Consider the following 13913-nt stretch of genomic DNA (forward strand, 5'->3'; position numbering starts at 1 on the left):
TTCGGTCGTCCGGGGCGGGTCCGGCCGCCGCCGGGAGATGATCCAAATCAAGGGCCCGGAAGCCCTGCCCAACTACATAACGCTGGGCGGTCGCGACGCAACCAAAACCGGGGGTTCGGTAGCGCCGCGGATGGCGTTACATAACGCCTTTCTCTTTAAGAAGTTCGACCAAAGTCGTGCCCAGGCTGGCCGGGGTCGGCGCGACGCGGATGCCCGCTTCGTTCATCGCCTTGATTTTGCTCTCTGCCGTGTCCTCACCGCCGGAAACGATGGCGCCAGCGTGACCCATGCGGCGGCCCGGAGGCGCCGTGACGCCAGCGATGAAGCCGACGGTCGGTTTCTTGATCTTGTGCTCAGCGAGGAAGCGCGCAGCGTCAGCCTCTGCAGAGCCGCCGATTTCGCCGATCATGATGATCGATTCCGTCTCGTCGTCCTCGAGGAAGAGCTCCAGCACGTCGATGAAGTCGGTGCCCTTCACGGGGTCGCCGCCGATGCCGACGCAGGTCGACTGGCCAAGGCCAGCGTTCGTGGTCTGATGGACAGCTTCGTAGGTCAGCGTGCCCGAGCGCGAGACAATGCCGACCGAGCCGCGGCGGTGGATGTGGCCAGGCATGATGCCGATCTTGCACTCGTCAGGCGTGATGACGCCCGGGCAGTTCGGGCCCACGAGCCGCGACTTCGAGCCGTTCAGCGCATCCTTGACCTTCACCATGTCGAGTACCGGGATGCCTTCGGTGATCGTGATGATCAGCGGCATTTCCGCTTCGATGGCTTCGATCATAGAAGCAGCTGCGAATTTCGGCGGAACGTAGACGACCGAGGCGTTGGCGCCGGTCTCTTTCATGCCTTCTGCGACGCTGCCGAAGACCGGGAGATCGGTGCCTTCTGCGGGCGGGCCTGCCGTCCAGGTCTGGCCGCCCTTACCGGGCACCACGCCGCCAACCATCTTCGAGCCATAGGCCAGCGCCTGCTCGGTGTGGAAGGACCCGGTCTTACCGGTGAGGCCCTGGGTCAGGACCTTGGTGTTCTTGTCGACGAGAATGGCCATTGCTCGGCTTCGCTCCTTGGGAAATTTCGAGGCTCGATAAGTGACCCGGCGCCAGCGGGCAACAGGGCCTTCGTCTGATTTGGTGCGAAAAGCGCAAACCTATCGCAATCGGGAGAGTTTGGTGAACGGTTGAGGGCCTTCTCCCGTTGGTGGGGTACGAATTCAGGAGAAGAGCCATGTCCTCGTCCCGCAAGGAACTGTACGAAAAACTCGCCCGCGCAGGCTTTGCCGCCCGCGGTGTCACCTACGGCCTGATCGGCGGCCTCGCCTTCGCAGCGGCGATCGGCAGCGGCGGCGCAACCACAGGCAGCAAGGGCGCCCTCGCGGCCCTCAGCGACAGCGGATGGGGCATTGCGGTCCTGTCGCTCACGGCTATCGGCCTCTTCGGCTATGGCCTCTGGCGGATTGTCTCGGCAGCCTTCGACCTCGAGAATGAAGGCTCCGACGGCAAGGCGATGGTCAAACGCGCGGCCCACGCAGGCTCGGGCCTCTTCCATTTCGGCCTCTCCTTCTACGCCATCGCCCTCGCAACGGGTTCGGCCAGCGGCAACTCGTCAGGCGGCGGCACGGAATCGATGATCGGCACGGTCATGTCCGCCCCGGCCGGCAAGTGGCTGGTCACAATCCTTGGAGCAGGCTTCGTCATCGCGGGCGCCAGCATGCTGAAGAAGGCGTTCAACGAAGAATATCGCGAGCACATCCGCATCCCCTCGGGCGCCAGCTGGATGGACCCTGCCATCAAGGCGGGCATCGTCTCCCGCGCAGTGGTCTTCGCGGTAATCGGCGGCTTCATCGCCTATGCGGGCCTGACGGCAGACCCCGATGATGCACGCGGCATCGGCGGAGCTCTCGAGTGGCTCCAGTCGCAACCTTACGGCGCTTTCATCCTTGGGCTGATCGGTTTCGGTCTCCTTGGCTTTTCGCTCTACAGCTTTCTCCAAGCCCGGTACCGGACCATCCCCGATCCGGAACAAGGCGGCAGCCAGAGTGTTTCCTATTCAGCAAGCTCATAGGAGGTATGCGAATAATGGCACACGAAACTGCAGCAGAAACAAAAATGGACGGCCAATCGGATCAGATCAAAGGCTCGATCAAGGAAGCCGTCGGCGAGGCCACTGGCGACCGGTCGCTGGAACGGCAGGGTGAGCGCGAGCAAAGCCAGGGCGCCCTCAAGAAAGCCTGGGGCAACATCAAGGATGCCTTCTCAGGCTCGAAGCACTGACGTTCAGTCAACTGAAGACAATGAGCCCGCGGAGTGATCCGCGGGCTTTTTCATGGCCCGCATTCGAGCTCGAGCGCCAGGACCCGGTCGGCGAAAGCCCGCCCCAAGGTCAGGTAATCCTCTGACTGATAATGCCATCCGTCAGGCAGGAAGGAGAACCCTTCCGTCACTGTGACCACCGAGGCGCAAGGGTCCCGCTCAGCGAACGCTCGCTGTTGGGCTTGAACCTCCGGGGAAAACGCCATCACCCGGGTCTCAGGCGTGTCTCCTGAATCCTTGATCTGCCCGAGGACGATCGGGATATCAGAGGACCCAAGCGCCCCCCTGATAATGCCCATCAACTCGGCCAGATTTTCCGCATACTGCGAAGAAGCCTCGGCGCTGTCATAAGCGTCGGCCTCGCCTTGCATCCAGACAATCCCGGCAGGCTCGAGCCGGTCCACCCTGCCGTCGCCATCGATATCGGCCACGGCTAGCGCGTCTCCGATGGTCGTCAGCGCATAGTCAAGTTGGTTCGGACCACCGCCCTGATAGCCATCTGGATCCCATGATCCGTAGCCGGAGACACCATCCATCAGGCCAGTCCCTCCCCGCGAATACTTGATGATCGCGATCTTGCTGTCCGGCGCGCCAGCCTTGAGCGCTCCGGCAAAGGACAGCTCAGGCCCGAACCGTGCCGAGAGCGTCACCTCGTCTGCCGTCGAGCGGTAGCCGATGCCGTGACCGGGCGTCAGGGCGCGCCAAAAGCCCTCGCCGCCGACTTCCGTTCCGTCCGTATCAGGATCACCGTGATAGATGAGGACCTCTGGCACGCCGTCCACCAGTTCAGGCGGCAGGTCCTCGTTGAATCCGAAGCCGTCCATGTTCGACTGGCCACCGAGATAATAGACCTTGTAGGTATCGCCCGGCTGCTGCCCGCAGGCCGTCAGCGCGAGCATCACCCCCGCCGCTCCCAAGATTTTCCGCATGGCCCGCGCCCTCCCCGCAAAGAAAAACGCCGCCACCTTCAAGGTGACGGCGCTTCGTGACTAGCTTTGAAAGCAGTAGGAGGGCTTAGCCCTTGACCGCCTTCACGATTTTCTCAGCAGCGTCTTCGAGATCGTCGGCAGGGATCACGTCGAGGGTTGAGTTCGCGATGATCGCCTTGCCCTTTTCGACGTTCGTGCCTTCGAGACGGACGACGAGCGGAACCTTGAGGCCAACTTCTTCAACGGCTGCGAGGACGCCTTCGGCGATGACGTCACATTTCATGATGCCGCCGAAAATATTGACGAGGATGCCTTCTACACCCGGATCGGAGGTGATGATCTTGAAGGCTTCCGTCACCTTCTCCTTCGTCGCGCCGCCGCCGACGTCGAGGAAGTTGGCAGGCTCAGCGCCGTAGTGCTTGATGATGTCCATGGTCGCCATGGCGAGGCCTGCGCCGTTGACCATGCAACCGATCGTGCCATCGAGCTTGATGTAGGCGAGGTCGAACTCGTTCGCCTTGAGCTCCAGCGGGTCTTCTTCGGACTCATCGCGCAGCTCTTCAATGTCCGGGTGACGGAACGCAGCGTTCGGATCGAAGCCGACCTTGGCGTCGAGGACGCGGAGGTGGTTGTCAGGCATGACGATCAGCGGGTTGATCTCCAGCATCGCCATATCCTTCTCGGTGAAGGCTTTGTACAGCGTGCGGACAAGTTCGCGGCCATCTTCGGCTGCGGTACCTTCGAGCTTCAGTGCGCTGACGACCTTGTCGGCCACGGCATCAGTGACACCGTCGGAAGGCTCGACAGGAACTGAGACGATTTTCTCAGGGGTCTCTTCGGCCACCGCTTCGATGTCCATCCCGCCTTCGGTCGAGGCGATGAAGGCAACCTTGCCGGTGCGCTCGACCAGCACGGAGAGATAGAGTTCGCGGTCGATATCCGCGCCGTCTTCGACATAGACGCGGCCGACTTCCTTGCCCTCTTCACCGGTCTGGATGGTGACGAGTGTGTTGCCGAGCATCTTCTTCGCCTGCTCAGCGGCTTCTTCGGCCGACTTGGCGAGGCGGACACCGCCCTTTTCGCCAGCAGCCTCTTCCTTGAAGTGGCCTTTGCCGCGGCCACCGGCGTGGATCTGGGCTTTCACCACCCAGAGCGGACCGGGCAGCTCCTTCGCTTTCGCTTCCGCCTGAGCGGCGTTCATGACGATCGCGCCGTTCGCGACCGGAGCGCCGTAGGATTTGAGGAGCTGTTTTGCCTGGTACTCGTGAATGTTCATGGGGCCGTCCGGGTTTCGGGTTTCTGGCGCGCTTATGGCAGCGCCTCCCCGCCCTATCAACGGGGCTTTCGTCGATCCTTTCGCCTTGCGCAGCCGCAAGGCATCACTGGCCGCCGCGTGAGAAGTTAACTCTTGCGTGCAGCGCAGCAATTCGGCTTCAGTTCAAGACAGGCGGGAGGAATTACTATGGGAAATGAATACAATAACGCATTCGTCGCGTATTGCGCGCTGCTTGATTCGCTCAAGCATTCGGTCGACTTGAGCTGTTCACTTGCCCGCCTGGGTCTGGTGCGCCACGGCCATGAGGACGGCTTCAACGACTGGGTCGATAGCCCGAGCGGCAAGCACCTCACCGGCCGGGACGAGTTCCCGCCGCAGTTTGATGACCGCGCCCGCAGGCTCCTCGCCCGCTTCACCGGAACAGACAGCGAGACCTTCGGCCCGATGCCGGGCTTCGATGACAAAGGCGCACCGAGCCCGGAGAAGTTGGTCTAGGCAGCAGCCAGCGCACTCGCCGCTTCGGTCGCTTCGATCCAGCCACCGCCAAGGACACGGCTGTCGCCTTCCGCATAGAAAACGCAGGCCTGCCCCGGCGCAACGCCGGCTTCAGGCTCGGCGAGGTCCACATAGGCCCCCCCGCCGGGCGCGGCATGCAGCATCGCTGGCGCAGGCTCTCTCGTTGAGCGAAGCTTCACCCGCACCGTCACGGCTGCCGGAAGCTCAGCACCCGGACCAATCCAGTTGACCTCCTTCAGGTGCACCCGCTTGGTCAGCAGCGCCTCCTGCGGCCCGACAATCACGTGCTTTTTCTCTGCATCGAGCCCGACCACGTAGAGGGGCTCTTCCATGCCGCCGATCCCAAGGCCACGCCTTTGACCGACGGTGTAATGGATCACGCCAGCATGGCGCCCCAGCACCTCGCCCGACTGGGTGACGATCTCCCCCGGCTCGGCAGAGCCCGGACGCAGACGCTCGACCACGGAGGTATATCTCCCCTCCGGCACGAAACAGATGTCCTGGCTGTCCGGCTTGTCAGCGATCTCGAGGCCCATTTCCTCGGCGAACGCACGGGTCTGGCTCTTCGGATAGAGCCCCAGCGGGAAGCGCAGGAAACCTAACTGCTCGCGGGTCGTCGCGAACAGGAAGTAGCTCTGGTCCTTGCCCTGGTCCTCGGCCCGGTGGAGCTCAGGGCCCTCCGGCCCAAGCTCACGGCGGATATAGTGCCCCGTGGTCATCGCCTCGGCGCCCAGATCCCGCGCAGTCGAGAGGAGGTCTTTGAACTTCACCGTCTGGTTGCAGCGGACGCAAGGGATCGGCGTCGCGCCAGCGAGGTACGTGTCCGCGAAGTCTTCCATCACGCTTTCGGAAAAGCGGTCCTCGTAATCCAAGACATAGTGGGGAATGCCCAGCTGCTCGGCCGTGGCCCGCGCATCCGCAATGTCCTGCCCGGCGCAGCACGCGCCCTTCTTCTGGACGGCGACCCCATGGTCATAGAGCTGAAGCGTGATGCCCACGGCGTCATAGCCGGCCGCTTTCACAAGCGCCGCCGTCACCGAGCTGTCGACGCCGCCCGACATCGCCACCACCACCCGGGAGCCCTTGGGCACACCGAGGTCCAGCGCGTCCGCCGCGTCCTTGAGAGAAATCATGTCCATCGCGGACAGATAGGCGAGGCTTCGCACAAGCGAAAGCCCGCCGCTGGGCCAAGCGGCGGGCTTTGCTTCTGAAGGAGGTCATGGACGGCGGTGAACGGTAAGATCGTCGTCCGGTCTCCCTCAAAACGATCGGATCAGCTGCAGGATCGACGCCCGGCTTCTCGCCACGGCATCGAGCCCCGCCAGCGCCAGCTCATAGCGGAACTGCGCCTCCTCCAGCCGCACGCTCTCGGCGGCGATGTCGATGTCGGTCAGCCGCGAAGCCGCAGCCCCGGCGGTCGCTGAAAGCGTGGCGACGAAGTCTTCCTGGATCTCGAACCTGCTGAGGGTCGTACCGAGCGTCGAGGTCTTCGAAATGATGCCGTCCTGAATATCCGCGATATCGTTCAGCGCCTGTGCAGCCTGATCGGTATCGGAAACCGACAGCTCATCAATGCGCGACGTCAGGACCTGCGTTCCGGGATTTCCCGTCCCCGCAGCCACCGTGGAGAGGTTGATCGTGATGGCCGAGGTCTCGTCGTTGCGGATCTCGATCGTATCGAACCTTGAGCCGGTCAGAGGGAAGAACGGATCTTGCGTTTGCTGATAGTCCGCATTGATGTTCTGGAGCTCAATGGCGGCTCCATTGGCGATCACCTGGCGGTAGTTGGTGAAGACGTCGGCGGCGCTGTCCCCTGCCTGCACCTGGTAGCTGTAGGTCGTGCCGTTGATCTCAGCCTTGAATTCATCCCCCGCGGTGGGGCTGTAATCCGTCGCCGTGATTGTCGCGCTATCCCCCGCCGCAATGGAGCCATCGCCGCTCACGGCCACCCCGGAAATCGGTGTGCCCGGATCGGAGCCAACCGTGGTCAGCACTTCGAACAGGAAGTTCTGCCGGTTCACGGTGAAGCTGTTGGTCTCAATCGTGCCGTCCGACTGACGCGCAATCCCGGACAGCGCTTCAATCGGGTCATCATTGATCAGGAGGTTCTGGCCGTTGAACGTCGTCGAGTTGACGATGGTCCGGTACTGCCGCTTCAGGCTGGTAAGCTCAGCGTCGAGGGAATCGAGATCGGCTGCCGGTTCGTTCGCCCGGAGGATCACATCCTTCATCTTCGCGGCGAGACCGTTGAGCCCCTCTGCCCCGGCGATCGCGACCTCGACCGCCTGCCGCCCCAGGGCCAGCGACGAACCCACAGCGTCATAACCCACCACATCGGAAGCGAACCGCTGGGAGAGCGCATAGCGCGACGGATCCTCCGCTACCGAACGCTGACCCGTCGTGATCCGCGCCTGTGATCTGAAGATATCTGCCGTGATCGAACGCAATTGCTGGAGCGCCGCGTTCGAAGCCGAGTTGAAATTGATCTGCATATCAACCCTGAGATTTGCTGCCGAAGGTTGGGCAAAGGATGGGTAACGGTTCGCAACAGGGCCTTGTGATGTCCCTGAGAATTCGGGACTTCTCCGAAAAGCTCGATCAACCTTGATGAGAGAGGGCTCTCGCTCCGCGTGCAGGATCAACCAGGTTCGGTAACCACGTTATCCGCGATCTGCTCTTCTCTGAAGCAATAGGAGGCCCAACCGCGTGGCGCCCGGCGCTTTTTGGACACCCTCCGAGATTGCGGCCGTTAACCGCCCCTTTTCACTGTTCCCAAGGGCAAGCGTTCACCAAGCATTCGAAAAGCCTGACCGGTTTGTGAGGTCGGTCACGCCAAAGATCGCGCTTCCGTTGCTTCTCGCCTTGCCAATTTCCAACCTTCAAGGCGGTGGAAGTCTGCTAACTTCCATGGTCTACACGGCAAGTCACGGCAGCGCGCGGGGGTACGCGGCCGTGTGGCAGGACGAACAAGGCCCTCAGGAGCAGGTTTTCATGTCGATCAAACGCACGCTGGCAGCAGCAGCAGCAATTCTTCCCATGCTGGCCGCAGGCGCCCAGGCAGGCGACGCGGACGGCCGTTACGCAGTAAAAGGCATCGGCCTTCTTCCCTGCAAGAACTTCATCGAGATGGCGGAGGGCAACAAGCCCGAGGCTTCTCTCGTCATGGCGTGGTTCACGGGCTACCTGAGTGCCGCAAACATGCTGGTCGACGAGACCTATGACTTTGTCAGCTGGCAGGGCGATGCGCTTCTCGTGAACGCCCTTGCAGGCATGTGCTCGCAGATGCCTGACCAGCCGGTCGCCATGGCCGCAACGCAGGTCGTGAACGGCCTTGGTCGCGAACGGATCCAGAAGGCCGAGCAGCCGAAAGTCATCAAGGTCGGCGAGCAGCAGCGCTACCTCTACCCCACTGTCGTCCGCCGGATGCAGAGCGCCCTCAAAGAGCGTGGCCAGTCAGTCACCGTCGATGGCGATTTCGGTCCGGGCTCGCAAAGCGCCCTTCGCGCCTTCCAGAAGCAGGTCGGCGTTCCTGAGACCGGCTTCCCGGATGCCATCTCGCTCTACGCGCTCTTCAGCCCGCAGCAGGCAGGCCAGGCCCAGCAGCCGCGTCCGCAGGCTCAAGCCCAGCAGCCGCGCACCTCAGTCCCGACGCCGCTCGCGCCGATCGACATGGAGCCGGTGAAGCCTGCGCTCGGCGGTGGCAACTAAGCCGCCACCGTTCCTCTTTAGCTGAGGCCGATTTCCCTGAGGCGCTCCGCCAGGAAGTCGGCCCCGGTAATGTCCTCCGCTTCCGAGCCGTCCCGGAACTGGTCGAAGACCGACAGAACTGCCTCCGGCTTCGGATGCAGGAAGAACGGCATCGAATAGCGCGAGATGTTCGGCCCTTCGGGGTTCACCACCCGGTGGGTCGTCGCCGGGATCACCCCATTGGTGATCCGCGCCAGCATGTCCCCAGCATCGGCAATGATCGCATTCGCAGGCGCATCGACCTCACGCCATTCGCCATCCCTATCGAGAAGCTGAAGGCCTGCCGTCGAGGCTGAGACCAGGAGCGTGATGAGGTTGATATCCTCGTGCGCCGCAGCCCTGATGGCGCCAGGATCGGCATCCTCAGCCACGGGGGGATAGTGCAGGAGCCTGAGGACAGAGTTCCCGCCCTCAGCCATCTCATCAAACGTGTACGCAGGCACCTCGAGCGGCTTCGTCAGCGCCCGCAGGAGGTCGAGCCCCACCCGGTCGAGCTCGTCATAGAGCCATGCCACCTCGCGCTCGAACCCTTCGGGCTTCTCCGGCCAGACGTTCGGCGCGATCCATTCGCGGCCCACATGCCAGAATTCCTTGAGGTCAGGCACGGGATTGCCCTTGGCATTCTCCCGGCCAAACGCCGTGTAGCCGCGCTGGCCGTCCTTCCCGACGACAAAGCGCTGCTTCTCCTTCACAGGCAGGGCGAAGAAGCGCTCCACCACCTGATAGGCGTCGTGGAGGCGGCTCAAATCAATCCCGTGGTCGGTCACCACGACAAAGCCCGTCTCTTTGAGGGCGGAGTAGAGAAGGTCGGCGTCGATCCCTTCGGCAAGGGAGAGCTGGGGTACTGCTGAAGTCATGCCCGCCCGCTAGCGCCTCCCGCGCCAGCCCGCCAGACCCCGGGAAGCCGCATAGGGATTCTACGCACTGCAGCAGAGATTTGCAGGCCCTTCTCTCTCCCGGTGGTTCTGCCTAAGTCGCTCCCATGACAGTTCACGCCTCCGTCCTCGACGCCATCGGCAACACGCCGCTCATCAAGCTCCGCCGCGCCTCCGAAGAGACCGGCTGCACCATCCTCGGCAAGGCGGAGTTCCTGAACCCCGGCCAGTCGGTGAAGGACCGCGCCGCCCTCTCCATCGTCGAAACCGCCGAGGCGGCTGGCGAGCTGAAGCCCGGCGGCGTCATCGTCGAAGGCACCGCAGGCAACACGGGCATCGGCCTCTGCATGGTCGGCAAGGCCAAGGGCTATGACGTGAAGATCGTCATGCCCCGCACCCAGTCCCAGGAGAAGAAAGACGCGATCAAGCTCCTCGGCGGCGAGCTGATCGAGGTCGACGCCAAGCCCTACGCCGACCCCGGCAACTACATCCACGTCTCCGAGCGCCTCGCGAACGACACGCCGAATGCGATCTGGGCCAACCAGTTCGACAATGTCGCGAACCGCCAGGCACATATCAGGACCACAGGCCCCGAAATCTGGCGTGACACGGAAGGAAAGGTCGACGGCTTCATCTGCGCGGTCGGCTCAGGCGGCACGCTGGCGGGCGTCGCCACAGCCCTCCGTGAACGGAAGCCCGACATCACCATCGGTCTCGCAGACCCTTATGGCGCGAAGCTCTTCGAGTATTACAAGAACGGCGAACTCGCCACCGAAGGCGGTTCCGTCATGGAAGGCATCGGCCAGGGCCGGATCACCGCCAACCTCGAGGGCCTGACCGTCGACAAGCCCTTCCGTATCCCCGACGCCGAAGCCCTCGAATGGGTCTATCAGCTCACGGAAGAAGAAGGCATGTGCCTCGGCGGCTCCGCAGGCATCAATGTCGCGGGCGCCGTGCGCCTCGCCAAGGAGATGGGCCCGGGCCACACCATCGTCACCATCCTCTGCGACTATGGGAACCGCTACCAGTCCAAGCTCTTCAACCCCAAATGGCTGAAGGAGAAGGACCTCCCCGTACCGAAATGGATGGTGGGCTGATGATCTGGCGCATTTCCCGTCTCGCTTTCCTCCTGTGGGGCATCGCCCTCGTCGCCTGGTACTTCATGGCGGACGGCGCGGTGCCTGATGAGTTCTGGATGCTCTGCGGGCTCTTCGCGCTGCAGGGCGTCGTCCTGTGGCTCATCATGCGGAGGGGTTCGTGAGCTATCAGTACGCGGCTAAAACCTCTCCCTTGGGAGAGGTCCAAATCTCCGATTTGGGGAGAGGGGTTTCGGCGCCGGGTCAATGCCCAACCGCACCCGCCCCTCTCTCGGCATCAAAGATGCCGGTCTCTCCCAAGGGAGAGACGGAGGCAGCAGAATGAGCGCCTCGCCCAAATCATCCGTGCTCGAACGGCATGAAGTCACAATCCACTACCTCGAGCAAAAGGCCCCGCGGGAGCAGACGCCCCTCCCCATGCCCGCGCGCAAGCTGGCCCTCATGCGCGCAGAAGAGCCGCCGATTTCGTTCTACCGCTTCCTCTTCAACACCATCGGAGAGCCTCACCGCTGGATTTCCCGGCGCTATATGCCCGATGAGGAGCTGCAAAAGCACATCCACGACCCCGACGTGCATATCTATGTTCTTTACACGAACGGCTCGCCCATCGGCTATGGCGAGATCGACAACCGCGCCCAGGGTCTCTCGGCCATCAAGTTCTTCGGCCTCCTCCCCGAGGCGCAGGGCCTCGGCCTTGGTCGTTGGTTCTTCCGTGAGGTGACGGAACTGGCGTGGCAGTTCCGTCGCGGCCGGGTCATCATCGAGACCTGCAGCCTCGACAACCCACGCGCGCTGAGGCTCTACCAGCGCGAGGGCTTCACCATCTACGACCAGGCCAGGGGCCTCATTGAGTGGCGCGGATGAAGGACGAGACCAAGCTATGCCACAATGGCCGCCCCCATGACGGCCTCAGAATGGTGAACCCCCCGGTAGAGCGCGGCTCGACTGTGATGTTCCCGGACTATGATTCCTTCCGCGCAAGGAACAAACCGAAATATTACGGCCGCCACGGCACCGATACGCACACGGCCCTCAAAGACGCTATCGCCAGCCTCGAAGGCGCAGCAGGCGTCACCCTCACGCCCTCGGGCCTCTCGGCGGTGAACCTTGCGATCCTCAGCTTCGCCAAGCCGGGTACGGACATTCTCATCACGGACAGCACCTATGACCCGGTGCGCAGCTTCGCGGACCAGTATCTCGCAAAGCGCGGCGTCTCGGTCCGCTATTACGACCCGCTGATCGGCAGCGGGATCAAGGAGCTGATCCGCCCCGAGACCGCCCTCATCCACACCGAAAGCCCCGGCTCCCTCACCTTCGAGCTTCAGGACATCCCCGCCATCGTGGAGGCTGCGGGCGAAATTCCCGTCTCGATCGACAACACGTGGGGCGCAGGCCACTACCTCAAACCGCTGGCCCTCGGCGCAGCCATCTCCATCCAGAGCGCCACGAAATATCTCGGCGGCCATTCCGACGTGTTCATGGGCACCATCGCCAGCCGGGACGAGAAGACCGCCCACCGTATCTTCAAGACAGCCCAGCTCCTCGGCAACGCGACCTCGCCTGACGATGCCTATCAGGTCCTGCGCGGGATGCGGACGCTCCATACCCGCCTTGCCGAGCACGAGGCCCAAGGGATCGCCCTTGCGCAGTGGCTAGAAGAGAGGCCGGAAGTCGCGCGGGTTCTCCATCCGGCCCTCGAAAGCCACCCCCAGCGCGCCCTCTGGAAGCGCGATTTCACCGGCGCATCGGGGCTCTTTTCTGTCGTGCTCAAATCAGCCGATGAAACCTATGTGAGGACCTTCATCGACTCACTCCATCTATACGGGCTCGGTTATAGCTGGGGCGGGTTCGAAAGCCTTTGTCTTCCTGCGTGGCCGGCCTTCTCGCGCTCGGCAACCGTGTGGGGCGAGGGTGAAGGACAACTCCTGCGTTTTCATGCGGGATTAGAAGCGATAGAGGATCTAACCCAAGACCTCGATCAGGCATTCGAGCGGGCGAACAGGGAGGCCAAGGGATGAAACGAGCGATCGCACTGGCTGCGGCCTTCGCGCTGGTCTCCTGCGAAACCGTCCTCCCTGAGGGCTTGAGCTTCGCGCGGCCGCGCGGTCAGGCCCCGGTGCCCGGCACGATCATCGATACCGTCCCGACCGGCGCGACCCTCGCACATCCCGACGGCGAGTGCCTGACGCCCTGCCGCGTGGACTATGGCCGGGTGGTCACCGTCACGGTCGGCAAGACAGGCTACAAGGCCCTGGACGTCACCATCCCGCTGGGCGCCAAGGACACCGTGCTTGAGCTCACACCGGTTGGCCGATCCACCCCGGTCGAGACGGAGACGCTGCCTCTGCCATGAGCTTCAAACCGACGGCTCTGGCACGGGACCTCATCAACGCCGAAGGGCCTGATGCGGAGCAACTCCTCAACAGCGTTCTCTCCGTAGACATCTCGGGCAAGCAGCCGGGCGACATCGCCTATGGCTGCCTTTTGACGCCTCAGGGCAAGGTGCTGGACGTCATGTACCTGCACCGCCTGACCAATGGCTTCCTGATCGACGTGTTCCAGGGCCGCGGCGCTCCGCTCGCCAAGCAGCTCAACATGTACAAGATGCGCGCGAAGGCGACCTTCGAGAAAGTGCCGGGAGGGGTCTTCGTGGCTCCGGACAATCTCGCGCCGGAGGATGCAGGCTCCGACCCCCGCATGGACGGCCTCGGCAAGCGTTGGTTCACCCTCGGCCCGCTCGTTCAGGGTCCCAAGAGCCCCAGCTTCTTCCAGCTCATGCGCCGCCTCGGCATCCCTGAGTTCGGCCTCGACTACCAATCCGAAGACGTCTTCCCGATGGACGTCAATCTCGATGTGATGGGCGCCGTCGACTACAAGAAGGGCTGCTTCGTCGGCCAGGAAGTCGCCAGCCGGATGTTCCGCCGCGGCGAGATCCGCAAGCGTACCCTCAAGGTCTACGGCGACGCCGACCTCCCCCGCGGCACCACCCTCCGCCAGCCAGGCGGCATCGTCGGCACGGTCACCTCCATGATCGGCGGCGAAGGCCTCGCCGTCATGCGCCTCGACCGCCTGCAAGGCGCCGAATGCTTCGCCCTCCACAAGGGCTTCGACCTGAGGCTGAAGATCCGGAAGCCGGCTTACCTTGGGTGATGGGGCACAGCTTG

General features: G+C 63.2%; 16 protein-coding genes. 10 read left to right on the plus strand and 6 right to left on the minus strand.

From position 1 onward, the window contains the following. Nucleotides 1-136: 136 nt before the first annotated feature. Complete coding sequence (gene sucD / locus HK107_RS03135; RefSeq protein WP_173196718.1) at nucleotides 137-1048, minus strand: succinate--CoA ligase subunit alpha; 912 nt, start codon at nucleotides 1046-1048, stop codon at nucleotides 137-139. Nucleotides 1049-1224: 176 nt separating this feature from the next. Between sucD and HK107_RS03140 the strand changes: the two genes are divergently transcribed. Next, nucleotides 1225-2061 (plus strand): DUF1206 domain-containing protein, encoded by an 837-nt coding sequence (locus tag HK107_RS03140; RefSeq protein ID WP_173196720.1) that lies wholly within the window; start codon nucleotides 1225-1227, stop codon nucleotides 2059-2061. Between the two features lie 44 nt (nucleotides 2062-2105). After that, nucleotides 2106-2270, plus strand: coding sequence for a CsbD family protein (locus HK107_RS03145; protein ID WP_173196722.1), 165 nt, complete (start codon nucleotides 2106-2108; stop codon nucleotides 2268-2270). A gap of 50 nt (nucleotides 2271-2320) precedes the next feature. On the opposite strand, the gene HK107_RS03150 is transcribed toward HK107_RS03145, so the two are convergent. Further along, entirely contained in the window at nucleotides 2321-3238 is a 918-nt protein-coding gene (locus HK107_RS03150) for a sialate O-acetylesterase (protein ID WP_173196724.1), read from the minus strand. 85 nt (nucleotides 3239-3323) lie between these two features. Continuing rightward, a complete protein-coding gene (gene sucC / locus HK107_RS03155; RefSeq protein ID WP_173196725.1) occupies nucleotides 3324-4514 on the minus strand; it encodes an ADP-forming succinate--CoA ligase subunit beta in 1191 nt (396 codons plus the stop codon). Between the two features lie 258 nt (nucleotides 4515-4772). Here sucC and HK107_RS03160 point away from each other — a divergent pair, with 258 nt between their 5' ends. Continuing rightward, complete coding sequence (locus HK107_RS03160) at nucleotides 4773-5009, plus strand: hypothetical protein (protein ID WP_173196727.1); 237 nt, start codon at nucleotides 4773-4775, stop codon at nucleotides 5007-5009. On the opposite strand, the gene mnmA is transcribed toward HK107_RS03160, so the two are convergent. Beyond that, the gene (gene mnmA / locus HK107_RS03165; RefSeq protein WP_173198717.1) at nucleotides 5006-6163 is read right to left on the minus strand and encodes a tRNA 2-thiouridine(34) synthase MnmA; all 1158 of its coding nucleotides are present in this window, start codon (nucleotides 6161-6163) and stop codon (nucleotides 5006-5008) included. The genes HK107_RS03160 and mnmA overlap by 4 nt on opposite strands. Nucleotides 6164-6289: 126 nt before the next feature. Next, on the minus strand, nucleotides 6290-7522 hold the full coding sequence (locus tag HK107_RS03170) for a flagellin (RefSeq protein WP_173196729.1): 1233 nt from the start codon (nucleotides 7520-7522) through the stop codon (nucleotides 6290-6292). 499 nt (nucleotides 7523-8021) lie between these two features. Here HK107_RS03170 and HK107_RS03175 point away from each other — a divergent pair, with 499 nt between their 5' ends. Beyond that, nucleotides 8022-8738, plus strand: coding sequence for a peptidoglycan-binding domain-containing protein (locus HK107_RS03175; protein ID WP_173196730.1), 717 nt, complete (start codon nucleotides 8022-8024; stop codon nucleotides 8736-8738). Between the two features lie 17 nt (nucleotides 8739-8755). Here HK107_RS03175 and HK107_RS03180 read toward each other — a convergent pair whose 3' ends face one another. Next, a complete protein-coding gene (locus HK107_RS03180; protein WP_173196732.1) occupies nucleotides 8756-9634 on the minus strand; it encodes an isopenicillin N synthase family dioxygenase in 879 nt (292 codons plus the stop codon). 125 nt (nucleotides 9635-9759) lie between these two features. Between HK107_RS03180 and HK107_RS03185 the strand changes: the two genes are divergently transcribed. The 6 genes from HK107_RS03185 to ygfZ all read left to right on the plus strand — a co-directional run bounded on the left by HK107_RS03185 (nucleotide 9760) and on the right by ygfZ (nucleotide 13899). Then, on the plus strand, nucleotides 9760-10749 hold the full coding sequence (locus tag HK107_RS03185; protein ID WP_173196734.1) for a cysteine synthase A: 990 nt from the start codon (nucleotides 9760-9762) through the stop codon (nucleotides 10747-10749). Further along, entirely contained in the window at nucleotides 10749-10913 is a 165-nt protein-coding gene (locus tag HK107_RS03190) for a hypothetical protein (RefSeq protein WP_173196736.1), read from the plus strand. Before HK107_RS03185 ends, HK107_RS03190 begins: the two co-directional genes overlap by 1 nt. A 157-nt stretch (nucleotides 10914-11070) precedes the next feature. Beyond that, nucleotides 11071-11613: a GNAT family N-acetyltransferase gene (locus HK107_RS03195; RefSeq protein ID WP_173196738.1), complete on the plus strand. Its 543-nt coding sequence runs from the start codon at nucleotides 11071-11073 to the stop codon at nucleotides 11611-11613. Continuing rightward, nucleotides 11610-12767, plus strand: a complete 1158-nt coding sequence (metC, locus tag HK107_RS03200) for a cystathionine beta-lyase (RefSeq protein WP_173196740.1) — start codon at nucleotides 11610-11612, stop codon at nucleotides 12765-12767. Before HK107_RS03195 ends, metC begins: the two co-directional genes overlap by 4 nt. Further along, nucleotides 12764-13102, plus strand: coding sequence for a hypothetical protein (locus HK107_RS03205; RefSeq protein WP_173196742.1), 339 nt, complete (start codon nucleotides 12764-12766; stop codon nucleotides 13100-13102). The genes metC and HK107_RS03205 overlap by 4 nt, the downstream gene beginning before the upstream one ends. Next, nucleotides 13099-13899: a CAF17-like 4Fe-4S cluster assembly/insertion protein YgfZ gene (gene ygfZ / locus HK107_RS03210; RefSeq protein WP_173196744.1), complete on the plus strand. Its 801-nt coding sequence runs from the start codon at nucleotides 13099-13101 to the stop codon at nucleotides 13897-13899. Before HK107_RS03205 ends, ygfZ begins: the two co-directional genes overlap by 4 nt. The last annotated feature ends 14 nt before the right edge of the window (nucleotides 13900-13913 follow it).

The sequence above is a fragment of the Parvularcula mediterranea genome (genome assembly GCF_013085255.1).
Classification (GTDB): domain Bacteria; phylum Pseudomonadota; class Alphaproteobacteria; order Caulobacterales; family Parvularculaceae; genus Parvularcula; species Parvularcula mediterranea.